Origin of the sequence: Caballeronia sp. NCF2 (assembly GCF_023631205.1) — a bacterium.
Taxonomy (GTDB): domain Bacteria; phylum Pseudomonadota; class Gammaproteobacteria; order Burkholderiales; family Burkholderiaceae; genus Caballeronia; species Caballeronia zhejiangensis.
The window spans coordinates 16,696-42,175 of sequence record NZ_JALQDN010000022.1; the positions used below are offsets into that span (position 1 = coordinate 16,696).

General features: G+C 63.9%; 20 protein-coding genes and 1 other RNA gene. 9 read left to right on the top strand and 12 right to left on the bottom strand.

What is annotated here, in order from left to right:
- Positions 1 to 65: 65 nt before the first annotated feature.
- The 6 genes from aroA to gyrA form a co-directional block, all read right to left on the bottom strand.
- Positions 66 to 1,370 (bottom strand): 3-phosphoshikimate 1-carboxyvinyltransferase, encoded by a 1,305-nt coding sequence (gene aroA / locus NCS02_RS10550; protein WP_008342383.1) that lies wholly within the window; start codon positions 1,368 to 1,370, stop codon positions 66 to 68.
- Between the two features lie 21 nt (positions 1,371 to 1,391).
- On the bottom strand, positions 1,392 to 2,312 hold the full coding sequence (locus tag NCS02_RS10555; RefSeq protein ID WP_008342384.1) for a prephenate dehydrogenase: 921 nt from the start codon (positions 2,310 to 2,312) through the stop codon (positions 1,392 to 1,394).
- Positions 2,313 to 2,346: 34 nt separating this feature from the next.
- The gene (gene pheA / locus NCS02_RS10560; RefSeq protein WP_008342386.1) at positions 2,347 to 3,429 is read right to left on the bottom strand and encodes a prephenate dehydratase; all 1,083 of its coding nucleotides are present in this window, start codon (positions 3,427 to 3,429) and stop codon (positions 2,347 to 2,349) included.
- Positions 3,430 to 3,455: 26 nt separating this feature from the next.
- On the bottom strand, positions 3,456 to 4,538 hold the full coding sequence (serC, locus tag NCS02_RS10565; RefSeq protein WP_008342388.1) for a 3-phosphoserine/phosphohydroxythreonine transaminase: 1,083 nt from the start codon (positions 4,536 to 4,538) through the stop codon (positions 3,456 to 3,458).
- A gap of 207 nt (positions 4,539 to 4,745) precedes the next feature.
- Positions 4,746 to 5,360 (bottom strand): DUF2059 domain-containing protein, encoded by a 615-nt coding sequence (locus tag NCS02_RS10570; RefSeq protein ID WP_008342389.1) that lies wholly within the window; start codon positions 5,358 to 5,360, stop codon positions 4,746 to 4,748.
- Between the two features lie 150 nt (positions 5,361 to 5,510).
- On the bottom strand, positions 5,511 to 8,150 hold the full coding sequence (gyrA, locus tag NCS02_RS10575) for a DNA gyrase subunit A (protein WP_008342391.1): 2,640 nt from the start codon (positions 8,148 to 8,150) through the stop codon (positions 5,511 to 5,513).
- Between the two features lie 732 nt (positions 8,151 to 8,882).
- On the opposite strand from gyrA, the gene ompA reads away from it, so the two are divergent.
- The 4 genes from ompA to ssrA all read left to right on the top strand — a co-directional run bounded on the left by ompA (position 8,883) and on the right by ssrA (position 11,623).
- On the top strand, positions 8,883 to 9,545 hold the full coding sequence (gene ompA, locus NCS02_RS10580; protein WP_033537188.1) for an outer membrane protein OmpA: 663 nt from the start codon (positions 8,883 to 8,885) through the stop codon (positions 9,543 to 9,545).
- Between the two features lie 192 nt (positions 9,546 to 9,737).
- A complete protein-coding gene (ubiG, locus tag NCS02_RS10585; protein ID WP_008342396.1) occupies positions 9,738 to 10,436 on the top strand; it encodes a bifunctional 2-polyprenyl-6-hydroxyphenol methylase/3-demethylubiquinol 3-O-methyltransferase UbiG in 699 nt (232 codons plus the stop codon).
- A 4-nt stretch (positions 10,437 to 10,440) separates the two neighbouring features.
- Positions 10,441 to 11,205 carry a phosphoglycolate phosphatase gene (gene gph, locus NCS02_RS10590; protein ID WP_008342397.1) on the top strand — a complete coding sequence of 255 codons (765 nt, stop codon included), beginning with the start codon at positions 10,441 to 10,443 and terminating at the stop codon, positions 11,203 to 11,205.
- 59 nt (positions 11,206 to 11,264) lie between these two features.
- Positions 11,265 to 11,623: a transfer-messenger RNA gene (gene ssrA, locus NCS02_RS10595) on the top strand.
- Positions 11,624 to 12,006: 383 nt separating this feature from the next.
- On the opposite strand, the gene NCS02_RS10600 is transcribed toward ssrA, so the two are convergent.
- Both NCS02_RS10600 and NCS02_RS10605 read right to left on the bottom strand, forming a co-directional pair.
- The gene (locus tag NCS02_RS10600; RefSeq protein ID WP_008342435.1) at positions 12,007 to 12,276 is read right to left on the bottom strand and encodes a hypothetical protein; all 270 of its coding nucleotides are present in this window, start codon (positions 12,274 to 12,276) and stop codon (positions 12,007 to 12,009) included.
- A gap of 94 nt (positions 12,277 to 12,370) precedes the next feature.
- The gene (locus NCS02_RS10605) at positions 12,371 to 13,441 is read right to left on the bottom strand and encodes a substrate-binding domain-containing protein (RefSeq protein ID WP_008342436.1); all 1,071 of its coding nucleotides are present in this window, start codon (positions 13,439 to 13,441) and stop codon (positions 12,371 to 12,373) included.
- A gap of 128 nt (positions 13,442 to 13,569) precedes the next feature.
- Here NCS02_RS10605 and NCS02_RS10610 point away from each other — a divergent pair, with 128 nt between their 5' ends.
- Genes NCS02_RS10610 through NCS02_RS10625 form a run of 4 tightly spaced genes read left to right on the top strand, consistent with a single transcriptional unit; the run spans position 13,570 to position 18,798 of the window.
- The gene (locus tag NCS02_RS10610; RefSeq protein WP_008342437.1) at positions 13,570 to 14,058 is read left to right on the top strand and encodes an NAD(P)H-dependent oxidoreductase subunit E; all 489 of its coding nucleotides are present in this window, start codon (positions 13,570 to 13,572) and stop codon (positions 14,056 to 14,058) included.
- Positions 14,055 to 15,611: a formate dehydrogenase beta subunit gene (locus NCS02_RS10615; protein ID WP_008342438.1), complete on the top strand. Its 1,557-nt coding sequence runs from the start codon at positions 14,055 to 14,057 to the stop codon at positions 15,609 to 15,611. The genes NCS02_RS10610 and NCS02_RS10615 overlap by 4 nt, the downstream gene beginning before the upstream one ends.
- A 16-nt stretch (positions 15,612 to 15,627) precedes the next feature.
- The gene (fdhF, locus tag NCS02_RS10620; RefSeq protein WP_250523067.1) at positions 15,628 to 18,549 is read left to right on the top strand and encodes a formate dehydrogenase subunit alpha; all 2,922 of its coding nucleotides are present in this window, start codon (positions 15,628 to 15,630) and stop codon (positions 18,547 to 18,549) included.
- A gap of 3 nt (positions 18,550 to 18,552) precedes the next feature.
- Positions 18,553 to 18,798 carry a formate dehydrogenase subunit delta gene (locus tag NCS02_RS10625; protein ID WP_008342440.1) on the top strand — a complete coding sequence of 82 codons (246 nt, stop codon included), beginning with the start codon at positions 18,553 to 18,555 and terminating at the stop codon, positions 18,796 to 18,798.
- A gap of 32 nt (positions 18,799 to 18,830) precedes the next feature.
- Here the strand turns inward: NCS02_RS10625 and NCS02_RS10630 are convergent, their stop codons facing one another.
- Genes NCS02_RS10630 through NCS02_RS10640 form a run of 3 tightly spaced genes read right to left on the bottom strand, consistent with a single transcriptional unit; the run spans position 18,831 to position 22,005 of the window.
- The gene (locus NCS02_RS10630) at positions 18,831 to 20,567 is read right to left on the bottom strand and encodes an FAD-dependent monooxygenase (RefSeq protein WP_008342441.1); all 1,737 of its coding nucleotides are present in this window, start codon (positions 20,565 to 20,567) and stop codon (positions 18,831 to 18,833) included.
- 57 nt (positions 20,568 to 20,624) lie between these two features.
- On the bottom strand, positions 20,625 to 21,620 hold the full coding sequence (locus tag NCS02_RS10635) for a cation diffusion facilitator family transporter (RefSeq protein WP_008342442.1): 996 nt from the start codon (positions 21,618 to 21,620) through the stop codon (positions 20,625 to 20,627).
- 25 nt (positions 21,621 to 21,645) lie between these two features.
- Positions 21,646 to 22,005, bottom strand: a complete 360-nt coding sequence (locus NCS02_RS10640; protein ID WP_085955275.1) for an ArsR/SmtB family transcription factor — start codon at positions 22,003 to 22,005, stop codon at positions 21,646 to 21,648.
- A gap of 131 nt (positions 22,006 to 22,136) precedes the next feature.
- Here NCS02_RS10640 and NCS02_RS10645 point away from each other — a divergent pair, with 131 nt between their 5' ends.
- Positions 22,137 to 23,996 carry a tetratricopeptide repeat protein gene (locus tag NCS02_RS10645; RefSeq protein WP_008342444.1) on the top strand — a complete coding sequence of 620 codons (1,860 nt, stop codon included), beginning with the start codon at positions 22,137 to 22,139 and terminating at the stop codon, positions 23,994 to 23,996.
- A gap of 48 nt (positions 23,997 to 24,044) precedes the next feature.
- On the opposite strand, the gene NCS02_RS10650 is transcribed toward NCS02_RS10645, so the two are convergent.
- Entirely contained in the window at positions 24,045 to 25,340 is a 1,296-nt protein-coding gene (locus tag NCS02_RS10650; RefSeq protein WP_008342445.1) for an MFS transporter, read from the bottom strand.
- Between the last annotated feature and the right edge of the window lie 140 nt (positions 25,341 to 25,480).

Here is a 25,480-nt window from a genome sequence, read left to right on the forward strand (position 1 = left end):
CGTTCTGGCCCGTTATTACGATCATGGAAGTCGAAGTCATCGCGTTTCACGGTACAGCGCTCCCGTTACGCTTTCACGAGCGTCGAGAAGCGGTCGAAGTAGTCCGGAAAGGTTTTAGCCACACATTTCGGATCGTTGATGCGGACCGGCACGCCGCCGAGGCTCACGAGCGAAAAGCACATCGCCATGCGGTGATCGTCGTAGGTGTCGATCGCGGCGTTCGGCGTCAGTTTCGCCGGCGGCGTGACGACGAGATAATCCGCACCCTCTTCCACGGTCGCGCCGACCTTGCGCAACTCGTTCGCCATCGCGGCGATGCGATCCGTTTCCTTCACGCGCCAGCTCGCGATATTGCGCAGCGTCGTCGTGCCGCTCGCGAAGAGCGCGGCCACGGCGATCGTCATCGCGGCGTCGGGAATCAGGTTGAAATCCATGTCGATGGGCGCGAGCCTGCCATCGTCCGATTCGACGCCGCGCACTTCGATCCAGTCCTCGCCCATCATCACGTTCGCGCCCATGCGGTTCAGCGCGTCCGCGAAGCCGACATCGCCCTGAATGCTCGAACGACCGACGCCCTCCACGCGCACCGGTCCATGCCCGATCGCGCCCGCCGCCAGGAAATACGAGGCCGACGACGCATCGCCTTCCACCATGATCGCGCCCGGCGACTTGTAGCTCACGCCGGCGGGAACGGTGAAGCGCGCCCAGCCGTCGCGCTCGACCGTGACGCCGAAGCGCTCCATCAAACGAATCGTGATTTCGATGTACGGCTTCGAAATGAGTTCGCCTTCGATCTCGATCGTAACGGGACCGTTACGGCCTTCCACGACCGGCAGGCTCATCAGGAGCGCGGTGAGAAACTGGCTCGACACGTCGCCGCGCACGCGGATCGGCTTGTCGATGGCGATCTTCGCGGCGTGGATCCTGAGCGGCGGGAAGCCGTCGTTGAGCTCGTAATCGATCGCAGCGCCGATCTGACGCAGCCCGTCGACGAGATCGCCGATCGGCCGCTCGTGCATGCGCGGCACGCCGTGGACGCGATATTCGCCGCCGTTCACGGCCAGCGCCGCGGTCAGCGGACGCACCGCCGTACCCGCGTTGCCGAGAAACAGCTCCGCCGATTTCGACGGAAACGCGCCGCCCGTCCCGCCGACGATCACGCGCTCGCCGTCCTCGCGCACGGCGACGCCCAGGTTCCGGAGCGCGGCGAGCATCACGCGCGTGTCGTCGGAATCGAGCAGATTCGTGATCGACGTTTCACCGTGCGCAAGCGCCGCGAGCAGCAGCACGCGGTTCGAAATGCTCTTCGAGCCGGGCAGGCGCACGGTGCCGGACGCGCGGGAAAAAGGTCCGAGATCGAGATGTTCCATGTTGTTTCCTTGTTTCGCGGCTTACTTGGCGGCGATGTCGTTCGAAGGCTTGATGCCGCCGCGTTCCTGCCATTCTTTCCGGGCGACGCGCGAACGCGCGAACGCCGCTTCGAGCGCCGCGCCGTCCGAGGCGTCGATCGCCGCGCGAAAACGCGCGAGCACCGCGGTGTAATCGTCGAGCTCGGCGAGCAGCGCGGCGCGGTTCGCGAGACAGATATCGCGCCACATTTCGGGACTCGACGCCGCGATGCGCGTGAAATCGCGAAAGCCGCCCGCGGCGAACGAGAATTTCAGATCGGCATCGGGCGTGTCGAGAATCTGATCGACGAGCGCGAACGAGAGCACGTGCGGCAAATGACTCACCGACGCGAACACGCGATCGTGCTGCGCCTCGCTCATCTGACGCACGCACGCGCCGCTCGCGCGCCACATCGACGCGATGCGTTCGACGCCATCCGCCGCATTTTCCGGCAGCGGACACAGCACCACATTGCGATCGACGTACAGATCGGGCAATGCCGCATCGACGCCGCTCGACTCGCGCCCGGCGATCGGATGGCCCGGCACGAACAGCGCGACGCGCGCACCGAGCGCGCGCTTCGCCGCCGCGACGACATCGGATTTCGTGCTGCCGGCGTCGGTGACGATGGTTCGCGCGTCGAGAAACGGCGCGATGCGCGCGAGCAGCGGCTCGGTCTGCGCGACGGGCGCGGCGAGCAATACCACGTCGGCGCCTTCGAGCGCCTTGACGAGCGCGGCGTCGTCGTTGAGCGCGGCGGCTTCGTCGATCACGCCGAGTTCGATGGCGCGCTCGACCGACGCACGCGACCGACCCACGCCGACGACGCGACCTTCGAGCCCCGCGCGCTCACGCAACGCGCGCGAGAGCGATCCGCCGATCAGGCCGACGCCGAAGATAACCAGTTTATTGAAAGAGAACATCGATGCAGCCTGAAGCTGAAAACGAAGCGGCCGCTCAACGCGCCCGCGGATACGAACCGAGAATCTTCAGGAACGCGGACTTGCGCCCGAGTTCGTCGAGCGCGGCCGCAACCGCGGCATCGTCGCGATGGCCTTCGATGTCGATATAAAAGTAGTACTCCCACGCGCCCGAACGCGCGGGACGCGACTCGAAGCGCGTCATCGAAACGCCGTGTTTCGCGAGCGGCTCGAGCAGCTTGAAGACCGCGCCGGATTCGTTCTTCACCGTGACGATGAGCGACGTCTGATCGTGGCCGCTCGAATCCGTCGGCTGCTTGCCGACGATCACGAATCGCGTGCGATTGTGCGGATCGTCCTGAATCATCGAGAACACGACGCCGAGGCCGTAATGCGTCGCGGCGCGATCGCCGGCGATGGCCGCGACCGTCGGATCTTCGACCGCCATGCGCGCGGCTTCCGCGTTGCTCGACACCGCTTGCCGTTCCAGATGCGGCGCGTTCGCGGACAGCCAGCGCTGGCACTGCGCGAGCGCCTGCGGATGCGCGCATACGCGCTTCACGCCGTCGAGCGTGCCGGACGCGGTCAGCAGATTGTGATGGATCGGCAACGCGAGTTCGCCGCCGATCAAGAGCGACGTCTGCAGCAGCAGATCCAGCGTGCGCGACACCGCCCCTTCCGCCGAATTCTCGACCGGCACGACGCCGTACTGCGCCGCGCCCGCCTCGACGGCGCGGAACACTTCGTCGATCGACGGGCACGGCACGCCCTGAATCGAATGCCCGAAGTATTCGAACATCGCCTGTTCGCTATAGGTGCCGACCGGGCCGAGGAACGCAGCGCTGATCGTCTGTTCGAGCGCGCGGCTCGCGGCCATGATCTCGCGCCAGATCGACGCGATGTGCTCGTCGGCGAGCGGCCCGTCGCTCATTTCCTGCAGGCGCGCGATGACCTGCATCTCGCGCTCCGGACGAAACACGGGCGCATTGAAATGCTTCTTCACTTCGCCGACTTCGAGCGCGACGGAAGCGCGCTGATTCAGCAGCCCGATGAGTTGCGCGTCGAGCGCATCGATGCGCTCACGCAGCGGTTTGAGTCTTGAATTGAGATCGTCGTCCATGCGGTGCTTGATGTTTGAAGCCAGGTTTAAGCGCTTTCGCGCTCGAATTCCTTCATGTAATCGACGAGCGCTTTCACGCCCTCGATCGGCACCGCGTTGTAGATCGATGCCCGCATGCCGCCGACGGACTTGTGGCCCTTCAGTTGCAACAGCCCGCGCGCCTTCGCGCCGGCCAGGAAATCGGTGTTGCGCGATTCGTCGGCGAGGAAGAACGGCACGTTCATGCGCGAACGGTTCGGGCGCTCGACCTTGTTGACGTAGAAATCGCTCGAATCGATGGTGTCGTACAGCAGCTTCGCCTTTTCGACGTTGCGCGCTTCGATCGCCGTGAGGCCGCCCTGCTTCTTCAGCCACTTGAACACGAGACCGGCGATGTAGATCGCATACGTGGGCGGCGTGTTGTACATCGAGTTGTTCTCGGCGACGGTCTTCCACTCGAACGCCGAAGGACAGATGGACAGCGCGCGGTCGAGCAGGTCTTCGCGCACGATCACGACGGTCACGCCCGCCATGCCGATGTTCTTCTGCGCGCCGCCGAAGAGCACGCCGAACTTCGCGATGTCCATCGGGCGCGAGAGGATGTGCGAGGACGCGTCGGCGACGAGCGGGATGTCGCCCAGATCGGGAATCTCGAAGGCTTCGACGCCGTCGATGGTTTCGTTGCTGCACAGATGCACGTAGGCCGGATCGTCCGACAGCTTCCATTCGCTGAAAGCCGGCACGCGCGTGAAGCCTTCTTCGGTCTTGCCGCTCGCCGCGAGATGCGGCGTGCCGTACTTCTGCGCTTCCTTGAACGATTTCGTCGACCATGAACCGGTGACGACGAAGTCGGCGGTTTGCCGCTTGCCAAGCAGATTCATCGGCACGATGGCGTTTTCGCCGATGCCGCCGCCCTGCAGAAACAGAATGCGATGCGACGCCGGCACGTCCAACAGTTCACGCAGATCGGTGAGCGCGGCCTCGTGGATCGACATGAACTCCGCGCCGCGGTGACTCATTTCCATCACGCTCATGCCGCTGCCTTGCCAGTCGAGCATTTCATCGGCTGCCTGCTTCAGGACTTCTTCTGGCATGGCGGCTGGGCCGGCGGAGAAATTGAACACGCGCATCTGGAGATCCCGGAAATCCGATTCGGCAGGCGCGAATTGCGCGGCAAATGCAGCGAAGACCGCGCAATCACCGTTTTCGCGCCCGAAAAAGAAATGGCTGCTTGCGCTCGCGCGCAAACAGCCATTATCGCACTGTCCTGAAAACCCGCCAATGCACGGGGCGGTGAGCCCCGCCGGCGGATTCCCGTCAGGCCGACGTCATCGAGCTTACTTGGCGCTCGGCTTGACGCTCGCCACTTCCTGATCGGCTTGCGTGCGCGTTGCCTTGATGGCTTGCGGCATGTACTTCTGCATCAGGCCATTCACGACGTCGCGGCCAACCTGGTCCTGAACCTGGATGAACTTGCGGCCAGTCGTGCTCTTGTAGAAGTTGGTCAGATCCTTGATCTCGTCCGTCGAGTAGTACTTCGCGTATGCGTCGTACTGAGCTTGCATCGCGTCCTTGCGGAAGGCGTCGGTGGCGAAAACCTGGCCGGCGGAGTCGACCAGCTTCGGCACTGCGTTCTTCTGCAGCGTCGGAACGGCGGCTTGCTTCTGCTTGTCGTTCATCGTCTTGTTCTCGGACAGCGCGTCCGAGAGGATCGCCGGCACGAGTTGCTTCGATTGCATCTGCGCGCTGTTACCGATCGCACCGACCAGCTTCTGCGCGTCGATCGCGTCGAGCAGGTCCTTGATCGCGGCTTGCTTGGCCGGATCAACCGGTGCTGCTGCGGCTGCCGGTGCGGCCGTTTGCGCGGGCGCCTGATTCTGAAGCGACTGAGCCATCGCGAAGGTCGGCACGAAAGCGGCCAGCAACATCCACTGCTTGAAACGTCCTTGCATTATTACTCCCTGTAAAAAATATCCAGTTCAGCACTGGCGACGAGCGTTGCCTGTCGTTTCGACGCCGGCAACCCGCTCATGTCACGTCGCGCAGCTTAACCAATCCAAGCTTTCAAAAGCGATAACGAGAGCGTTGAGACACAAAAAATATCAGGCGTTTTCTTCGCCTTCACCATTTTCCGCGTCGCCCGGTTTCGCTGCAGAATCTTCCGAACCGGCGTCTGCCTCGAGTTCGGCCTCGGCTTCCGCGATATGCTGCAGTCCCGACAACTTCGTTCCCTCGTCAAGGCTGATGAGTGTAACACCTTGAGTTGCACGGCCCATTTCGCGGATTTCCGAAACTCGCGTGCGAATAAGCACGCCCGCAGTCGTGATCAGCATGATCTCGCTCTCCGGCTCGACGAGCGTCGCCGCGACGACGCGGCCGTTACGCTCCGACGTCTGGATCGCGATCATACCCTTCGTGCCGCGGCCATGACGCGTGTACTCGTTGATCGGGGTGCGCTTGCCATAGCCGTTCTCGGTCGCCGTCAGCACCGACTGATTCTCGCCGCCCGCAACGAGCATCGCGATGACCTGCTGCCCGTCTTCGAGCTGCATGCCGCGCACGCCGCGCGCCTCGCGGCCCATCGCGCGCACGTCGTTCTCGTCGAAGCGCACGGCCTTGCCCGCGTCGGAGAACAGCATGACGTCGTGCTGGCCGTCGGTGATGGCGGCGCCGATGAGGTAATCGCCCTCGTCGAGACCCACCGCGATGATGCCCTTCTTCATCGGACGGCTGAACGCTTCGAGCGGCGTCTTCTTGACCGTGCCGAGCGCGGTCGTCATGAACACGTACTTGTCGACCGAGAATTCCTTGACCGGCAGGACGACGTTGATCTTCTCGCCATCCTGCAGCGGGAACATGTTGACGATCGGACGGCCGCGCGAGTTGCGCGAGCCCTGCGGCACTTCATAGACCTTGATCCAGTACACGCGGCCGCGATTCGAGAAGCACAACATGTGATCGTGCGTGTTCGCGATGAAGAGCGTGTCGATCCAGTCGTCTTCCTTCATCTGCGTCGCCTGCTTGCCGCGACCGCCGCGCTTCTGCGCGCGATATTCGGAAAGCGGCTGCGACTTCACATAACCGGAATGCGACATGGTGACGACCATGTCCGTCGGCGTGATGAGGTCTTCGGTGTTGAGCTCGGTCGCGTTCATCTCGATACGCGAACGGCGGTCGTCGCCGAACTCGGCGCGAATCTGGCCCAGCTCCTCGACGATGATCTGGCGAATCCGCTCCGGCCGCGCGAGGATGTCGAGCAGGTCGGCGATCTGCGCCATCACTTCGCGATACTCGCCGACGATCTTGTCCTGCTCCAGACCCGTCAGGCGCTGCAGACGCATCTGCAGAATTTCCTGCGCCTGAACGTCCGACAATTTATACAGACCGTCTTCCTGCAGGCCGTATGCCGGATTCAGCCCTTCCGGACGATACGCCGCGCGGCCGCCCGAAGCCTCGGTCTCGGTGCGCGTGAGCATTTCGCGCACGAGCGACGAATCCCACGGACGCGCCATCAGTTCCTGCTTCGCGATAGGCGGCGTCGGCGCGGCCTTGATGATCGCGATGAATTCGTCGATGTTAGCGAGCGCGACAGCGAGACCTTCGAGCACGTGCCCGCGATCGCGGGCCTTGCGCAGTTCGTATACAGTGCGCCGCGTCAGCACTTCCCGTCGATGCGACAGGAAGCACTCGAGCATCTCCTTCAGGTTGAGGAGCTTCGGCTGGCCGTCGACGAGCGCGACCAGGTTCATGCCGAACGTGTCCTGCAGCTGAGTCTGCTTGTACAGGTTGTTCAGAATGACTTCCGGCACTTCCCCGCGCTTCAGCTCGATCACGACGCGCATGCCCGACTTGTCGGATTCGTCGCGAATATCGGAAATGCCTTCCAGCTTCTTCTCGTTGACGAGTTCGGCGATGCGCTCGAGCAGCGTGCGCTTGTTCACCTGATACGGAATTTCGTCGACGATAATGGCCATGCGCTGGCCGCGGTCGATCTCTTCGAAGTGCGTGGCCGCGCGCATCACGACGCGCCCGCGCCCCGTGCGATAACCGTCGCGCACGCCCGCCACGCCGTAGATGATGCCGGCGGTCGGGAAGTCCGGCGCCGGCACGATCTCGATGAGTTCGTCGACGGTGGCCTCGGGCGTATTCAGCAGATGCAGGCAGGCGTCGACGATTTCGCGCAGGTTGTGCGGCGGAATGTTGGTCGCCATGCCGACCGCGATGCCGGCCGAGCCATTGATCAGCAGATTGGGAATGCGCGCCGGCAGAACGAGCGGCTCGTTTTCGCTGCCGTCGTAGTTCGGCCCGAAGTCGACCGTTTCCTTGTCGATGTCGGCCAGAAGCTCGTGGCCGATCTTCGCCATGCGGATTTCGGTGTAACGCATCGCCGCGGCGTTGTCGCCGTCGACCGAACCGAAGTTGCCCTGGCCATCGACCAGCATGTAGCGCAGCGAGAACGGCTGCGCCATCCGAACGATCGTCTCATAGACGGACGCGTCGCCGTGAGGATGGTACTTACCGATGACGTCACCGACGATACGCGCCGACTTCTTGTACGCGCGATTCCAGTCGTTGTTCAGCTCGTGCATCGAGTAGAGCGCCCGACGATGCACCGGCTTCAAGCCATCGCGTACATCGGGAAGCGCCCGCCCGACGATCACGCTCATCGCGTAATCGAGATACGAGCGGCGCATTTCCTCCTCGAGGGAGATTGGCAGAGTCTCTTTGGCGAATTGATCCATTATCCGTGTCTTGAACTATGCAGCGGCGACACGGCAGCGCGCGACGATTTCGCGAATCTCGCCCGTCAGCCGCACGACATGAGGCTGCCGCGGGGCGTAGCCGGCGTACGCTGCGCGCCCCATATGCGGCGCACGCCTCTGAGCGCTGCGTACGGTGCATATGCTGCGCATGTCATATTTATGCGTGCGAACGCAGCGCATCAGGAGATTCTACCATGCGCGACATTGGCGCCCTGACGACTGCTGTATACATACAGTGTGTTGCGCGCGTCCAGCCGGAATGCGCACACCGAGTTCGCATTGCGCAACGTCGTACCAATTACTTACAAAAACCGGGGAACGATTTCCGTCCTTTCGTCACTTCGGCGGGCTATCATGCCGCCTCGTCTTTTTGCTGATCGATAAAGTACCCGCGATAAAAACACGCAGGAAATGGCATTCAGGCACGCAATATGCGCGGATTTTGCGCCTTCTCCGGGCCTGACCGTCTCCTGTCCCCTTCTTGTTGCGCATGCACCACATAAGGTTGCGGGCGTGCAGCGTGCGGGGATATTTTTATCGTTGCAAGGGAACGATATGGCAAAATGCCAACGCACAAACTTAGACACTGCTCGAAGTCTATACAGCGCGTTTTGTTCCGTAGGGAATGTTATACTTCGAGCAATGTATGACTTGTCTTCGTCTACAGGCTCGCAGTAAACCTGCGGTAATCTCAATTTCGAGAGGAGAAATATGAATAAACTTTCAAAGCTCGCGTTCATTGCAGCTACCGCAGTTATGGCTGCATCGGCCTCGGCACAGTCGGTGCCGGCCTCGCGACAAGCCGTGAATGACAACTGGGTGAACGGTACGGGCGAGTATGTGTGGATGAACGGCACGAACGAACTGTGCTGGCGCGACGCATTCTGGACGCCGGCTACGGCAAACGCGAAGTGCGACGGCGCGCTGGTCGCGCAAGTTGCACCGCCGCCGACGCCGGTCGCTCCGCCGCCGCCTGCTATCACGACGCAGAAGATCACGTATCAAGCTGACGCCCTGTTCGACTTCGACAAGGCTGTTCTGAAGCCGGCTGGCAAGACGGCGCTTGACGACCTGGCATCGAAGATCGGCGCGCTGAACCTCGAAGTCGTGGTTGCAACGGGTTACACCGACCGCATCGGTTCGGACAAGTACAACGATCGTCTGTCGCTGCGCCGTGCGCAAGCTGTGAAGGCTTACCTGGTCAGCAAGGGCATCGAAGCCAACCGTATCTACACGGAAGGCAAGGGCAAGCGCGACCCGGTCACGAAGGGTAGCTGCCAACAGAAGAATCGCAAGCAACTCATCGCTTGCCTCGCACCGGATCGTCGCGTGGAAGTCGAAGTTGTCGGCACGACGCGTCAGCCGCAGCAGTAATAGCGAGCAGGATTGCCGCAGATCAAACCCCCGCCTCGGCGGGGGTTTTTTTATGCCCGAAGCATTTCGCGCATTCGTTTAATGGGCCGCCGATTCAGGTAGGCTTCGGCTATGGCGCGTTTTGCCCGCCCATTGCGTCGCCTATATACTCGGTCCTAATCGATTCACGACTCAAACAAGGCACTCCCGAACATGACCAACGTCGATCCCCACGAACTGCAGAAATTCAGCGAGCTCGCGCATCGCTGGTGGGACCCGAACGCCGAGTTCAAGCCGCTGCATGAACTGAACCCGGTTCGGCTCGACTGGATCGACGCGCACGCGCATCTAATGAGCAAACGCGTTCTCGACATCGGCTGCGGCGGCGGCATTTTGTCCGAGTCGATGGCCACGCGCGGCGCGAACGTCAAAGGCATCGACTTGTCGTCGAGCGCGCTCGGCGTCGCGGATCTGCACAGTCTCGAAAGCGGCGTCGAGGTCGCGTACGAAGAAATCTCGGCGGAAGCGCTCGCCGCGCGCGAACCGGGCTCATACGACGTCGTCACCTGCATGGAGATGCTCGAGCACGTTCCGAATCCCGCGGGCACCGTTGCCGCTTGCGCCGCGCTCGTGAAGCCGGGCGGCTGGGTCTTCTTCTCCACGTTGAACCGGAACGCGAAGGCGTATTTGTTCGCCGTCATCGGCGCGGAATACATCGCGCGCATGCTGCCGCGCGGCACGCACGATTACGCGCGCTTCATCAAACCGTCGGAGCTCGCCACGTTCGCGCGCGCCGCCTCGCTCTTGCCCGTCGATATCAAGGGCATCACGTATCGGCCGATCTCCAGGCACTTCGGCCTGTCGAACGACACGAGCATCAACTACATGATGGCTTGCCGCCGCGAAGCCTGACGCCATGACCAACGACGATCCCTTGTCTACGGGCACCATCGATACCACGCCCCTTCCGGAAGACACGAATCCCCTGCCCCAGCGCCTTGCCGAAGGCGATGGCCTCGGGCTGTGCCAGGCCGTGCTGTTCGACCTCGACGGCACGATCGCCGACACCGCGCCCGACCTCGTCGCCGCGGTGAACAAGATGCGGCACGATCGCGGCCTCGAAATGCGCCCGCTCGAAACGTTGCGGCCGTTCGCGTCGGGGGGCGCGCGCGGTCTGCTCGGCGGCGCGTTCGAGATCGGGCCGGAGCATCACGACTTCGCGTCGATGCGCGAGGAATTCCTCGCCAATTACGAAGCCGATTTGTGCATCGAGACGACGCTCTTTCCGGGCATCGCCGAGATACTCGATCAACTCGATGCGCGCGGCGTGCGCTGGGGCATCGTCACGAACAAGGTGACGCGGTTCGCCGCGCCGCTCGTGGCCTTGCTGGGACTCGACACGCGCGCGGGCTGCCTCGTCTGCGGCGACACGACGCCGCATTCGAAGCCGCATCCGGCACCGCTCCTGCACGCGGCCGAGCTGCTGGATGTGGCGCCGGAGCGCATCGTCTATGTCGGCGACGATTTGCGCGACGTGCAGGCCGGTTTCGCGGCTGGCATGATCACCGTGGCGGCAGCCTACGGCTATTGCGGCGACGATATTCCGCCGCGCCGCTGGCACGCCAATCACGTCGTCGATTCGCCTGAGGAGTTGCAGCATCTGCTGCGTGACATCGCCTGACTTGAAAGTCCCGCGATTCGCCTCATATGGCTTTTCGTGGGATAATTTCTCTTCCGCTTGGGGGCGACCTGGTTTCGACAGGGGTTGTGAAGCGGTCAGGGCATACCGAGGACCCGTCACCTCGTTAATCAATGGGAAAAACGTAACTGCAAACGACGATACGTTCGCACTGGCAGCCTAAGGGCTAGCCGTCCTCTCACTAATTCGCTGACGGGTTAGGGTAGCAATACCACGAGAGGTCATATACGTCAGATAAGCTTTGGTGGCGTCACGACGCCCGAGTCGAAAATCTAGTGAATCGCCGTAACGCAGCGTGTTCGTCCGCGTCGTTACGGTTAAATCAAATGACAGAACTAAGTATGTAGAACTGGTCGTAGAGCGCTTCTGGACGCGGGTTCGATTCCCGCCGCCTCCACCAAAACACCCCCGTGAAACCCGCGATCGCGCAAGCATCGCGGGTTTTTCTTTGGCCGCACGGCAGGCACAACGACAGACGAAAAAAAAGCCCCGCACGGGGGCGGGGCAAACATCCTTGAGAGACATAGCGAGGACAGAGACAACCATCGCTACGTCCGAGAGAATAGGCGGCCACGCGCTGCGTTCGTATCGGAGCGGTCCGAATGCTGTTGCTTTGTGTCAATGACCAACAGATCGGAAGCCGGTTTACTCAGAAAACTCCGATTCTCGCCGTCCGAGCCTCAGCCTATTCTGAAGCTGCACTTCGGAACGTCGGAGGTTTGCGGCGGGCCAGGTGTCATTCCAAGTACCTTGGCCTCGCTCCGTGCGAGGTCTTTTTTTGCCTTAGTTCGAACCGTCCTGCGGACACTTCAGATTGCAGCCGTTCGGATCGCCGTTATCGCCACGGCGGCGCATGGCCGATTTGCCCTGCTGATATTTCGCTGACGGCGCCGACGCCGCGAACTGCATCTGCGGATGCTCGTTCAAACGGAATTGGTCCTGCAGCACGCCGCCCGGCACGCCCGGCGAGTTCTGGGCAAAGGCGACGGGAACCATATAGATCGCGCCAGCGACGAGCGCGGCGGAAGAACAAGCAAGCAACGAGAGTTTCATGGCAGTGAAGTCGACAGCAAAGCGTTAGGTTAGCTCAATTCGCCGTCGATGGCAGTTTTGCGTCCGCCCCGCTCTTTTACAGCATGTTTCCGTTTCAGCCGTGCAGGCCTTCGTCGACATCGACGAGCAAGCCGCAGTGCGCCGGATCGTAGCCCTCCAGATGAGCGACGCTCTCCGTGAAGCCGTCGCTGCGCAAAATACGCAGCACCGACGCAAGCTGCGCCTCGTCGAGCCGGGCGCGCTCGCACGCGAAGAAGTAATCCTCGTCGATGATCGGGATGAAATCGAGCGCGAAATGATGAGCGGCGGGCTGCACGCCGAAGCCGAGATCGGCCATGCCGCTCGCGACGAACGCGGCGATCGCCGAATGCGTGAGCTCGGTGGTCGCGTAGCCGTTGATTTGATCGGGATCGACGCCCACGCTACGCAACGACAGATCGAGCAGCATGCGCGTGCCCGAACCCGGCTGACGATTGACGAAGCGCACGTCGCCGCGCGCGAGATCGCGCAAGCCGGAAATCTGCTTCGGATTGCCCTTCGGCAGAAACAGCCCTTGAGTGCGGCGTGTGAGCCGGATGAGCTGATGCCTGTTCCGGTCCAGAAACGGCCGATAAATGTCCGCGCAAGTGGAACGGAATTCGCCGATCGGCAAGTGAAAGCCCGCCAGTTCGCACTCGCCGCGCGCGAGGGCGCTCACCGCTTCGGCGCTCTCGCGATATTTGATGTCGACCGGCACGCGTTGATCGCCCAGCGCGCGCACGAGCGCCGCGACCGCGTAACCGTGCGACGCGTGAATCCGCACCTGGCTGACGCCGCCCGCGAGACGCCGGTTCAGCTCGATGGCCACATCGTTCGCCACCGCCTGCAACGGCGTTTCGAGCCGCTCGCCGCACACGCGCTGCGCGCGCAACACCGATTCGCCCAGTTCGGACAGCACCGAGCCGCGACCGCGCGATTTGGTGATGAGCGCACCGCCCAGCCGCGCTTCGATTTCGCGCAACAAACCCCACGCGTGACGATAGGACAAACCCTTAGCGCTCGCGGCGTTCGCGATGCTGCCCGTCTGCGCGACGAGCTTCAAAAGCGGCACAACCGCGCTGAGACTGGTTTCCCGGCCATCCGCGTCGCGCAGGATCAGCTCCGCGCGGCATTCGACGTCCACCATATGCACTCCCCCTTCCTATTGCCAAGATATATCACGACGCCTATTGTTCTTTTACAGGCTCGGCACCCGTAATTATATCCGTCCAAATATGTACCAACAAAACATATGCCGAGTGTTGGAGGAGCCCCATGACACATCCGCAGCTTTCCGCCGCTGCATCCGCTGAAATCGTGCGTCGCCACGCAGTACAAGGCGCGACGTTGATGACCATTCTTCACGCCATCCAGGACGAAGTCGGCTATGTGCCGGAGACGGCGATCGCGCCGCTCGCACAAACGCTGTCGCTGTCGCGCGCAGAAGTTCATGGCGTCGTCACGTATTACCATCACTTCCGGTCCGCCCCGCCCGCGCGCGTGACCGTGCAGCTTTGCCGCGCGGAAGCGTGCCGCAGCATGGGCACGGAAGCGCTGAAGGATCACATCGAAGGACACACGGGTTGCCGCTTCGACAGCGGCCATGCCGAAGAGACCGAGCTCGAATCCGTGTTCTGCCTCGGTCAATGCGCGCTCTCCCCGGCGATGACGATCAACGGCGAACTGCACGCGCGCGTGACGCCGGCGAAGTTCGACCGCCTGTATGCAGCGGCGCAGACGAAAGTCGCGGAGGTGACGGCATGACCCGCATCTATGTACCGATCGATTCCGCCGCGCTCGCGCTGGGCGCGGACGCCGTCGCGCAAGCCATCGCGAGCGAAGCGCTGAAGCGCGGCCTCGACGTCCAACTCGTGCGCAACGGCTCGCGCGGCCTCTTCTATCTTGAACCGCTCGTCGAGGTCGAGACGCCGGACGGGCGCATCGGCTATTCGAACGTCGACGTGGAAGACGTCGCCTCGCTCTTCGATGCGGGCTTCCACGAAGGCAGCGCGCATGAAAAGAACGTCGGCATCGTCGATGAGATTCCGTATCTGAAGAACCAGCAGCGTCTGACGTTCGCGCGCATCGGGATTACCGATCCGTTGTCGATCGACGATTACGTCGCGCTCGGCGGACTCCATGGCCTGCGCAACGTGCTCGACATGAACGGCGACGCCGTCTGCGCAGCGCTGCTCGATTCCGGCCTGCGCGGACGCGGCGGCGCGGCGTTTCCGGCGGGCATCAAATGGAAGACCGTGCGCGGCGCGCTGGCGGACCAGAAATACATCGTCTGCAATGCCGACGAAGGCGACTCCGGCACGTTCTCCGACCGCCTCGTCATGGAAAGCGATCCGTACATGCTGATCGAAGGCATGATCATCGCGGGCGTGGCGGTCGGCGCGACCAAGGGCTACATCTATGTGCGCAGCGAGTATCCGCATTCGATCGCGACGCTGAACCGTGCGATCGACAAGGCGCGCGACGCGGGCTGGCTCGGCGCGAGCGTGCTCGGCACGTCGCACGAGTTCGAGCTGTATGTCGCAAAGGGCGCGGGCGCGTACGTGTGCGGCGAGGAAACGGCGCTGCTCGAATCGCTCGAAGGCAAGCGCGGCATCGTGCGCGCGAAGCCGCCGGTGCCCGCGCTCACGGGTCTGTACGGCAAGCCGACGGTCATCAACAACGTCATCACGCTCGCGACGGTGCCGATCATCTTCGCGAAGGGCGCGGCCTTCTATCGCGACTTCGGCATGGGCCGTTCGCGCGGCACGCTGCCCTTCCAGATCGCCGGCAACGTGAAGCAAGGCGGACTCGTCGAACTCGCGTTCGGCGTGACGCTGCGCGAGCTGATCTATACCTACGGCGACGGCACCGCGAGCGGACGTCCCGCGCGCGCGGTGCAAGTCGGCGGTCCGCTCGGCACGTATCTGCCGGAAAGCCAGTGGGATATTCCGCTCGATTACGAGGAGTACGCGAAGGTCGGCGCGGTGGTCGGCCACGGCGGGCTCGTCGTTCACGACGACACATCGAACCTTGCCGAGCTCGCGCAATACGCGATGCACTTCTGCGCGCTCGAATCGTGCGGCAAGTGCACGCCGTGCCGCATCGGCTCGACGCGCGGCGAGGAAGTCATCGCGAAGATTCGCGAGGGCGATACGTCGGTGAAGCAGATCACGCTCTTGCGCGAACTGTGCGACACGATGGTGTCCGGCTCGCTCTGCGCGATGGGCGGCATGACGCCGTTTCCGGTGATGTCCGCGCTCGATCACTTCCCCGAAGATTTCGGCTTGCCCCGCACGCCCGCGCAGAAGGCGGCGTAAAGAAAAGGAGACAAACATGTCCAACACCATCAACGGCTGCGGCTCCGGCAACTGCGCGTGCAAGAGCGCGGCATCGGTGCAGCGCCGCGATCCGTTCGACGAAAGCGACTACGGCACGCCGCTGCGTCATGCGGATGTCGACGTGACGCTGGAAATCGACGGCGAAAGCGTCACGGTTCCGGCCGGCACGTCCGTGATGCGCGCCGCGATCGAAGCCGGCGTCAACGTGCCGAAGCTCTGCGCCACCGATTCGCTCGAACCGTGGGGTTCGTGCCGCCTGTGCCTCGTCGAGATTGAAGGCAAGCGCGGCTATCCGGCATCGTGCACGACGCCCGTCGAAGCGGGCATGAAAGTACGCACGCAAAGCGACAAGCTGCAATCGCTGCGCAAGAACGTGATGGAGCTCTATATCTCCGATCACCCGCTCGACTGCCTCACCTGTCCCGCCAACGGCGATTGCGAGTTGCAGGACATGGCGGGCGTCGTCGGCTTGCGCGAAGTGCGCTATGGCTACGAAGGCGCAAACCATCTGAAGGACAAGAAGGACGAGTCGAACCCGTACTTCACCTACGATCCGTCGAAGTGCATCGTCTGCAATCGATGCGTGCGCGCGTGCGAGGAAACGCAAGGCACGTTCGCGTTGACCATCGCAGGACGCGGCTTCGAATCGCGCGTCGCCGCGAGCGAAAACGTGCCGTTCATGGAAAGCGAATGCGTGTCGTGCGGCGCGTGTGTCGCCGCGTGCCCGACCGCGACGCTGCAGGAAAAGAGCGTCATCATGCTCGGCCAGGCGGAGCATTCCGCCATCACGACGTGCGCGTATTGCGGCGTCGGCTGCTCGCTCAAGGCGGAGATGAAGGGCAACACCGTCGTGCGCATGACGCCGAACAAGAACGGCCAGGCGAACGAAGGCCACGCGTGCGTGAAAGGCCGCTTCGCATGGGGTTACGCGACGCACAAGGACCGCATCAAGAAGCCGATGATCCGCGCGAAGATCACCGATCCGTGGCGCGAAGTGTCGTGGGACGAAGCGCTCAACTATGCGGCGAGCGAGTTCCGCCGCATTCAGGACAAGTACGGACGCGATTCGATCGGCGGCATCACGTCGTCGCGCTGCACGAACGAAGAGACGTATCTCGTGCAGAAGCTCGTGCGGGCGGCGTTCGGCAACAACAACGTCGATACCTGCGCGCGCGTCTGCCATTCGCCGACCGGTTACGGCCTCAAGACGACGCTCGGCGAATCGGCGGGCACGCAGACGTTCGCATCGGTGGAACAGTCGGATGTGATCATCGTGATCGGCGCGAATCCGACCGACGGCCATCCCGTCTTCGGCTCGCGGCTGAAGCGCCGCGTGCGTGAAGGCGCGAAGCTGATCGTGATCGATCCGCGCCGCATCGATATCGTCGATACGCCGCACGTCAAGGCGCAGTATCACCTGCAATTGCGCCCCGGCACGAACGTCGCGATGGTCAATTCGCTCGCGCACGTGATCGTCACGGAAGGCTTGCTGAAGGACGATTTCATCGCCGAGCGCTGCGAGGAGCGCGCGTTCGGCCAATGGCGCGATTTCGTCGCGACGGAAGAGAACTCGCCCGAAGCGATGGAAAGCGTCACCGGCGTGCCCGCGAAACTGGTGCGCGAAGCCGCGCGCGTGTACGCGACGGGCGGCAACGGCGCGATCTATTACGGCCTCGGCGTCACGGAGCACGCGCAAGGCTCGACGACGGTCATGGGCATCGCGAACCTCGCGATGGCGACCGGCAATGTCGGCCGTGAAGGCGTCGGCGTGAATCCGCTGCGCGGCCAGAACAACGTGCAGGGCTCGTGCGACATGGGCTCGTTCCCGCACGAGCTGCCGGGCTATCGGCATATCGGCGATGCTGCGACGCGCTCGCTCTTCGAAGAAGCGTGGGATGTGAAGCTGCAGCCGGAACCCGGCCTGCGCATTCCGAACATGTTCGATGCCGCGATGCACGGCACCTTCATGGGCCTTTATTGCCAGGGCGAGGACATCGTTCAGTCGGATCCGAACACGCAGCACGTCGCCGATGCGCTGTCGTCGATGGAATGCATCGTCGTGCAGGACATCTTCCTGAACGAGACGGCGAAGTACGCGCACGTGCTCTTGCCCGGTTCGACCTTCCTCGAAAAGGACGGCACCTTCACCAACGCCGAGCGCCGCATCTCGCGCGTGCGCAAGGTGATGCCGCCGCTCGCGGGCTTCTCCGACTGGGAAGTGACGATCAAGCTTTCGCGCGCGCTCGGCTACGAGATGAACTACGCGAACCCGTCCGAGATCATGGACGAGATCGCGCGTCTCACGCCGACGTTCCACGGTGTCTCGTACGAACGTCTCGACGAGCTCGGCAGCATCCAGTGGCCGTGCAACGAGCGCGCGCCGGACGGCACGCCGACCATGCACATCGACGAATTCGTGCGCGGCAAGGGACGCTTCGTCATTACGAAGTTCGTCGCGACGCCGGAAAAGGTCACGCGCAAATATCCGCTGCTGCTCACGACGGGGCGCATCCTGTCGCAATACAACGTGGGCGCGCAGACGCGTCGTACCGAAAACTCGCAATGGCACGACGAGGATCGCCTGGAGATCCATCCGGTCGACGCGGAAGATCGCGGCATCAAGATGGACGACTGGGTCGGCATCGAGTCGCGCGCGGGGCAGACCGTGTTGCGCGCGAAGCTCTCGGAGCGCATGCAGCCGGGCGTCGTCTATACGACGTTCCACTTCCCCGAGTCGGGCGCGAACGTCATCACGACGGATTCTTCCGACTGGGCGACGAACTGTCCGGAGTACAAGGTGACGGCGGTGCAGGTGATGCCGGTCGAGCAGCCGTCGCAATGGCAGAAGGAGTATTCGCGCTTCAACACGCAGCAGCTCGAACTGCTCAACCTCGCCACGACTTCTTCAGGAAAATAAGCAATGGATGTCGATAACCTGATCGAGATGGCGAACCGCATCGGCGAATTCTTCGATTCGATGCCGGACCGCCCCGAAGCCGTCGATAGCGTCGCGGACCACATCCGCCGGTTCTGGGAGCCGCGCATGCGGCTCGCGATTCTCGCCGCGCTCGACAATCCGGAAGCGAGCGCGACGATGGAGCCGATCGTGCGCGAGGCGCTCAGTCTGCATCGAATAGATCTGACGCCGAAAGCTGCGACCGCCTGAAACTCCTCGAAGCCCTGCACCGCAGGGCTTTTTCAATCCTCCCGATACTCGCGTTGCGGCTGCCGCTCGATGTTCGTCTCCTGCGCGCCGAACCACGTTTCGCAGTGACGCAAGAGCGCGTGCACATCCGACGGCGCCCGCCCGCGCGCCGCGATATAGCCATCGGGACGCACGAGATAGAACGCGGGGCGCGTGCGGCCATAGTTGTCGGTGAGCGAGTTCGCGCCGTCGCCTTGCGTATCGGTGATGCGCCACACGCGCACCGCGTTCGGCAGGATCGCTTCGACGGACTGCGCGAGGCCGTCGAGATCGGGATCGCGCATCGCGTGGGCGACGGTGATCGTCGCGGGCGCGAGGGCGATATCGTCCTCGCCCGACGGATTCACCAGCAGAAACAGCGAGAAGCAGCCGGGATCGTGCAGATCGTAAAGACAGCCGACGCCCGGCAAACGCCCGAGCGGCCCGTCGACGACATGCACACGCGCATCGGGCGCGCGCTCGCCCGCGCGCGGACCGCCGTCGAGCAGACGCTCCAGCGTGAGCGGACTCTTGCGATAGTTGATCGACAGCTCGCTGACCGTGCGCCGCATCGCGTCGCGCAACGGACCGATCGCGGCGAGCGCGGGCATCACGTGATCGCGCATCAGCTTCATCGGGCCATGCTCGGCGCCGGCCATCTGCGTGAGCATGCTCGATTGCCGCAGCACGTCGCGCTCGATCGGATGCCGCTCCATGTGATAAGTGTCGAGCAGCCGCTCGGGCGCGTTGCCCGCGAGCATGCGAGCGATCTTCCAGCCGAGATTGAACGCTTCCTGAATGCCGGTGTTCATGCCCTGCGCGCCGGCGGGACTATGCACGTGCGCCGAATCGCCGGCCAGGAACACGCGCTCCACGCGAAGCTTGTCGACCATGCGGCTATTCAGATGAAAGTACGACGACCACGTCATGTTCGACAGCGCGATCTTGTGATGCACGCGCCGCTCGACGAGCGCGCGGCATTCGTCGAGCGTCGGGCCGGCTTTCGCGCCGGCCGCGTTGACCGCGCTTGCGGCAGGCGCGGGCAGATCGGCGATCAGGCGCGCGCGGTCGCCGCCCATCGGAAAGAGCGCGGCCAAGCCTTCGCCCGAAGCGAAGATGTGAAATTCGTCGTCGGGCCAGTCGGAGTCCGCATCGAGATCGGCGAGCAGGTACGTTTGATCGAACGTCTTGCCGTCGAAACCGATGCCGAGCCGATGCCGCACGAAACTGTGCGCGCCGTCCGCGGCGATCAGATACGAAGGCCGCAGCAGCTCGTCGCGCCCGTTCGGATGGCGCAGCGTCGCGTGCAGACCGGCGGAGCCTTGCGACACATCGACCACTTCGACACCGCGCTCGATATCGACGCGACAGCCCGCCAGATGCTCGGCGAGCAGACGTTCGGTCTGCGACTGTTCGAGAAAGAGCAGATACGGATAACGCGTCTGCAGCGGATCGAAATCGAGGCGCGCGAGGCGCTGGCCGTTGGAATAGAGATTCGCGACGCGCGCGCGATGGCCGAGCTCGAGAAACGGCTTGACGACGCGATGCTGTTCGAAGAGTTCGAGCGTGCGCGCCTGAATGCCGATCGCGCGTGAATGCGACGACGGCTCGCGCGCGCGGTCGACGAGCCTCACCGGAATGTGCGCGCGCGCGAGACTCATCGCGGCGGCGAGGCCCGTCGGACCGGCGCCGACGATGAGAACGGGCGCCACGTCCAGCTTGTCGTTCGGATTCAGCTTTGGCGCGAACATGCAGTCGGTCCTCCCTGAAACGTCACGCGCTCTAGTGTACGCCCGCGAACCGCTCGCTCAGTGGGCGTGGCCGCGCTCGCTGAGCACGCACGCCTGGCATGCCTCGCCGAACTCGACCTGCACGGTCGCGTGATGCATCGAATATTCGCTGCGCAAGGTCGTGACGACGTCCTGCACGAACGCATCGCCGGGATGGCCTTGCGGCATCACGAGATGCACGGTGAGCGCGTTTTCGGTCGTCGAGAGCGCCCAGACGTGCAGGTCGTGGACGTCGCGCACGCCGGGAAGCCCGGTCAGATATCGCTCGATGCGCGACATGTCGACCGAAGGCGGAACGGCGGCCATCGCGAGGCGCATCGCGTCGCGCCCGAGTCCCCAGGTGCCGTAGACGATCACCGACACGACGATCAGGCTCATCAGCGGATCGAGCCAGCTCGCGCCCGTGAACAGGATGATGAGGCCGCTCACCGCGACGGCGGCGGAGATCGCGGCATCGGCGGCCATGTGCAGGAACGCACCGCGCACGTTGAGGTCTTCCTTGCTGCCGTGCATGAAGAGCCACGCGGAAAAGCCGTTCACGACCATGCCGAGCGTCGCGACGATGAACACGTCGAGGCCCGCGACGGGCGCCGGGTCGAAGAGACGCTCGATCGCTTCGAGGACGATCGCGCCGCACGCGAACAGCAGGAGCGCGGCGTTGGCGAGCGACGCCAGAATCGACGAGCTGCCGAGACCGAACGTATAGCGCGCGTTCGGCCGGCGCTTGCCGAGCCACACGGCGCCCCACGCGAGCAGCAGGCCGAGCACATCGGAGAGATTGTGGCCGGCGTCGGCGAGCAGCGCGGTCGAATGCGCGAGAAAGCCGTAGATGGCCTGCACGATCACGATCAGCAGATTCAGGCCGACCGCGAGCGCGAACGTGCGGCCCTGCCCTTCCTGCGGCGCGTGATGATGGTGATGTCCATGTCCGCCGTGCCTGTGCCCGTGCGCGTGCCCGTGCTCGTGCTCGTGCCCGTCGTGATGCTCGTGTTTGTCGTGCTGATGCGTGCTCATCGGCGTGCTCGTTGTTCGGTGAGTGTCATTCGATGTCCGCGGCATCGGCCTGCGGCTCCGCGATGTGCTCTCGCAACTCGGCGAGCATCGTGCTGATATGGCGATCCGCCGCCACGTAGAAAACCTGCTTGCCCTGGCGTTCGGCCCGCACGATTCGCGCCGCGCGCAAGAGCCGCAGATGATGGCTCACCAGCGACGCGGACAACCCGAGCAACTCCGCGATCGCCCCCACCGCGCGCTTGCGTTCGACGCATGCGAGCACGATGCGCAGGCGCGTCGGGTCGCCGAGCAGACGGAACAGATCGGCGAGCGGCACGACGCGGTCATCGGAAGTGATCGGGACGGCGGCGGAAGAATCGGAAACCGGATCGGAAGCCACGGACATCGTCAACATATGAATAGATGTTCATATGTTAAGTGCCATCGCCGCAACAAGTCAACGTCGCTTTGGCGGGGCGCTGTCCCCGGTGTGGGAAAATGCGAGGTTTGCTTTTCCGGGACAGCAGTTTCCCCGTCATGGACACCGTATTCGCCCGCGGTTTCGCGGCCCATCGCGACGGTCGCCTGACCGACGCGGAGCGCGACTATCAGGCCGCGCTCGCCGCCGAACCCCATCATGTCGACGCCTTGCACTATCTCGGCGTGCTGCGCCATCAACAGGGCCAGCACGCGGAAGCGGCCGAGCTCGTGCGCCGCGCGGTCGACCTGCGCCCGACCGATGCCGGCCTGCAGCTCAATCTCGGCAACGCGCTGAAGGCGCTCGGCCGTCTCGACGACGCGATCGAGCGCTTTCGCAACGCGCTCACGCTCGCGCCGGGCTTTCCGCTCGCGCAGTACAACCTCGGCAACGCCTACACGGCGGCCGGCCGTCACGAAGACGCCGCCGACGCGTTCGAAAAGGCGCTGCGCCTGCAGCCGAACGACGCCGCCGCGTGGAACAACTTCGGCAACTCGCTTTCCGCGCTGCAGCGCTTCAAAGACGCCGCGCAGGCGTTCAGGCGCGCGCTCGCGCTGCGTCCCCGTCATGCCGGCGCGCACAACAATCTCGGCATGGCGTTGAACGCGCTCGGCGATACCCTCGGCGCGATCGCGCACTTTCGCGCCGCGCTCGACGCCGAGCCGAACTACGTCGCCGCGCACTTCAATCTCGGCAATCTCCTCGAAACGCACGGCCATCCGGAAGACGCGCTGCCAGCGCTGCAGAAAGCCGTCGCCTTGCATCCGCATTTCGCGCCGGGCTATTTCGGGCTTGGTCACGCGCTCGCGAAGCTGGGCCGTCACGATGACGCCATCGCGCACTTCGAGCGCGCGGTCGGGCTCGATCCGAAATACGGCGTCGCCTGGCTGTGCCTCGGCAACGCGCGGCTTGCGCTCGGCGCGCATCAGGCGGCGCTGCGCGCATTCGACGAAGCGTTGCGCATCGATCCTTCGATGCCCGCCGCGCATCTGAACCGGGCGCTGGCCCTGCTCGCCATCGGCGATTACGCGCGCGGTCTCGCCGGTTACGAGTGGCGTCTGCAGACGCCCGGCAGCGAGCCGCCGCCGCGCCTGCCACGCTGGAACGGCGAACCGATGCCGGGCCGCACGCTGCTCGTGCGCGCCGAGCAGGGCTTTGGCGACACCTTGCAGTTCGCGCGTTTCGTGCCGTTCGCGGCGAAGCTCGCCGGCAAGCTGGTGCTCGAAGTGCAGCCCGCGCTCGTGCCGCTGCTCGCGCCTGCCGCGCATGCCGCGCGCGTCGAACTGAAGAGCAAGTCAGATGGCGTCCCGGTGCACGCCGACGCGTTCTGTCCGCTGTTAAGCCTGCCGCTCGCGCTCGGCATGACCGCGCTCGACGCGATTCCGGCGCGCGCGCCCTATCTCGTCGTGCCCGCCGAATACCGGCGCAAGTGGCGCGGCTCGATCGGTGGCCAGCACAAGCGCAAGATCGGCATCGCCTGGTCCGGACGGATGCAGCCGGGCGAAACGCGCTCGATCCCTGTCGCCGAGCTCGCGCCGCTGTTCGCGCTCGAAGGCATCGACTGGGTCGTGCTGCAGCCGTTCGTCACGGGCCGCGAGCGTGACTTGCTGGGCGCGCATCCGAACGCGGCATCGATTCATCTGCTGGAAAACCGGCTCGAAAACTTCGCCGATACGGGCGCGATCGTCGATCGGCTCGACGCCGTCGTCTCCGTCGATACGTCCGTCGCGCACCTCGCGGGCGCGCTCGGCAAGCCGCTCTGGGTAATGCTGCCGTTCGCCGCCGACTGGCGCTGGGGCATCGGCAGCGCCGAATGCGCGTGGTATCCGGGCGCGCGGCTCGTGCGTCAGCGCGCGCCGGGGCAATGGCGCGAAGTCATCGACGACACCGCGGCGGCGCTGGCGGCGCTTCCCGCATAAAAAATCCCCGCTTCATCGGCGGGGATTTTTTTCGACTGTTCAGCCGGATCACGCCGTCTTGTACTGATTGCGCGCCTCGGGCGACCGATACAGCACGAGCGTCGCGATCAGGCCGCACACCGCGGCAAGTCCCATCCACAGTCCGGGCGCGGCCTTGTTGCCGGTCGCGTGGATCAGATACGTCGAGATCGCGGGCGTGAAACCGCCGATGGTCGTCGCGAGGCTATAGGCCATCGAGAAGCCGGTCGTGCGTACATCGACGGGCATTACTTCGGTCAGCGCCACCACCATCGCGCCGTTGTAGCTGCCGTACAGGAACGAGAGCCACAGTTCGCACATCAGCAGACGCACGAACGACGGCTCCGCGACGAGCCATTGCACGACCGGATACGACGTCAGAATGGTGAGAATCGTAAAGACGAGCAGCACCGGGCGGCGGCCGACGCGATCCGAGACCGCGCCCATCAGCGGCAGCCAGACGAGATTCGAGATGCCGACGCATACGGTCACGACGAGCGCATCGATCGCGGAGAGCTTCAGCACTTCCTTGCCGAAGGTCGGCGTGTACGCGGTGATCATGTAGAACGACACCGTCGTCATGATGACCATGCCCATGCCGGCCAGCACGATGCCCCAGTTCTGCCCGATCGAGCGCGCGATCTCGCCCATGCTCGGACGATGCTTCCGCGCGAGGAACTCGTCTGTTTCACGCAGCGAGCGCCGCACGATGAAGAGAAACGGCACGATCAGGCAGCCGATCAAAAACGGCACGCGCCAGCCCCACGCGGTCATCTGGTCGGGCGGAAGGAGCCGGTTCATGATGACGCCGATCAGGGCGGCGAACACGACGGCGACCTGCTGGCTGCCCGACTGCCACGAACAATAGAAGCCCTTGTTGCCCTTGGTCGCGATTTCGGACAGATACACGGAGACGCCGCCCAGCTCCACGCCGGCCGAGAATCCTTGCAGCAGCCGCCCGCCTAGTACGATGACCGGCGCGAGCGCACCGATGGTCGCGTAGCCCGGCACGAGCGCGACGCACGCGGTCCCGACGGCCATTAGCCCGAGCGTGAGGATCAGGCCTTTGCGCCGGCCGTGATGATCGATGTAGGCGCCGAGCACGATGGCGCCGACCGGCCGCATCAGAAAGCCCGCGCCGAAGACGGACAGCGCGAGCATCAGCGAGGCGAATTCGTTGCCGCTCGGAAAATAGGTTTTGGCGATCGCCGAGGCGTAATAGCCGTAGACCATGAAGTCATACATTTCAAGGAAGTTTCCGCTGACGACGCGAAACACCGTCTTGAACTTCGACTCGTTGGCGGGTGCTACGTGGGCTGTGGACATGAATTTCTCGAAAGAGCTGTGGGCGCACTCAGTTTTGGTTTCGGCGTGGCCTCAAGACCGTACACGGTCGCCGTGCTCGGCCGGCCGCCACGACGGGACGACTTGTGCCATCTTTTGTAAGTGCAACGTCGACAATCTTA

Bases quoted from the DNA above. Each gene is read 5' to 3' on its own strand.
- NCS02_RS10555 (WP_008342384.1), bottom strand. From the start codon at position 2,312: ATGTTCTCTTTCAATAAACTGGTTATCTTCGGCGTCGGCCTGATCGGC.
- NCS02_RS10635 (WP_008342442.1), bottom strand. From the start codon at position 21,620: ATGAGCACGCATCAGCACGACAAACACGAGCATCACGACGGGCACGAG.
- NCS02_RS10625 (WP_008342440.1), top strand. From the start codon at position 18,553: ATGGATGTCGATAACCTGATCGAGATGGCGAACCGCATCGGCGAATTC.
- ompA (WP_033537188.1), top strand. From the start codon at position 8,883: ATGAATAAACTTTCAAAGCTCGCGTTCATTGCAGCTACCGCAGTTATG.
- NCS02_RS10570 (WP_008342389.1), bottom strand. From the start codon at position 5,360: ATGCAAGGACGTTTCAAGCAGTGGATGTTGCTGGCCGCTTTCGTGCCG.
- pheA (WP_008342386.1), bottom strand. From the start codon at position 3,429: ATGGACGACGATCTCAATTCAAGACTCAAACCGCTGCGTGAGCGCATC.
- NCS02_RS10610 (WP_008342437.1), top strand. From the start codon at position 13,570: ATGACACATCCGCAGCTTTCCGCCGCTGCATCCGCTGAAATCGTGCGT.
- NCS02_RS10615 (WP_008342438.1), top strand. From the start codon at position 14,055: ATGACCCGCATCTATGTACCGATCGATTCCGCCGCGCTCGCGCTGGGC.
- NCS02_RS10605 (WP_008342436.1), bottom strand. From the start codon at position 13,441: ATGGTGGACGTCGAATGCCGCGCGGAGCTGATCCTGCGCGACGCGGAT.
- fdhF (WP_250523067.1), top strand. From the start codon at position 15,628: ATGTCCAACACCATCAACGGCTGCGGCTCCGGCAACTGCGCGTGCAAG.
- aroA (WP_008342383.1), bottom strand. From the start codon at position 1,370: ATGGAACATCTCGATCTCGGACCTTTTTCCCGCGCGTCCGGCACCGTG.
- NCS02_RS10630 (WP_008342441.1), bottom strand. From the start codon at position 20,567: ATGTTCGCGCCAAAGCTGAATCCGAACGACAAGCTGGACGTGGCGCCC.
- NCS02_RS10600 (WP_008342435.1), bottom strand. From the start codon at position 12,276: ATGAAACTCTCGTTGCTTGCTTGTTCTTCCGCCGCGCTCGTCGCTGGC.
- ubiG (WP_008342396.1), top strand. From the start codon at position 9,738: ATGACCAACGTCGATCCCCACGAACTGCAGAAATTCAGCGAGCTCGCG.
- gyrA (WP_008342391.1), bottom strand. From the start codon at position 8,150: ATGGATCAATTCGCCAAAGAGACTCTGCCAATCTCCCTCGAGGAGGAA.
- gph (WP_008342397.1), top strand. From the start codon at position 10,441: ATGACCAACGACGATCCCTTGTCTACGGGCACCATCGATACCACGCCC.
- NCS02_RS10645 (WP_008342444.1), top strand. From the start codon at position 22,137: ATGGACACCGTATTCGCCCGCGGTTTCGCGGCCCATCGCGACGGTCGC.
- serC (WP_008342388.1), bottom strand. From the start codon at position 4,538: ATGCGCGTGTTCAATTTCTCCGCCGGCCCAGCCGCCATGCCAGAAGAA.
- NCS02_RS10650 (WP_008342445.1), bottom strand. From the start codon at position 25,340: ATGTCCACAGCCCACGTAGCACCCGCCAACGAGTCGAAGTTCAAGACG.
- NCS02_RS10640 (WP_085955275.1), bottom strand. From the start codon at position 22,005: ATGTCCGTGGCTTCCGATCCGGTTTCCGATTCTTCCGCCGCCGTCCCG.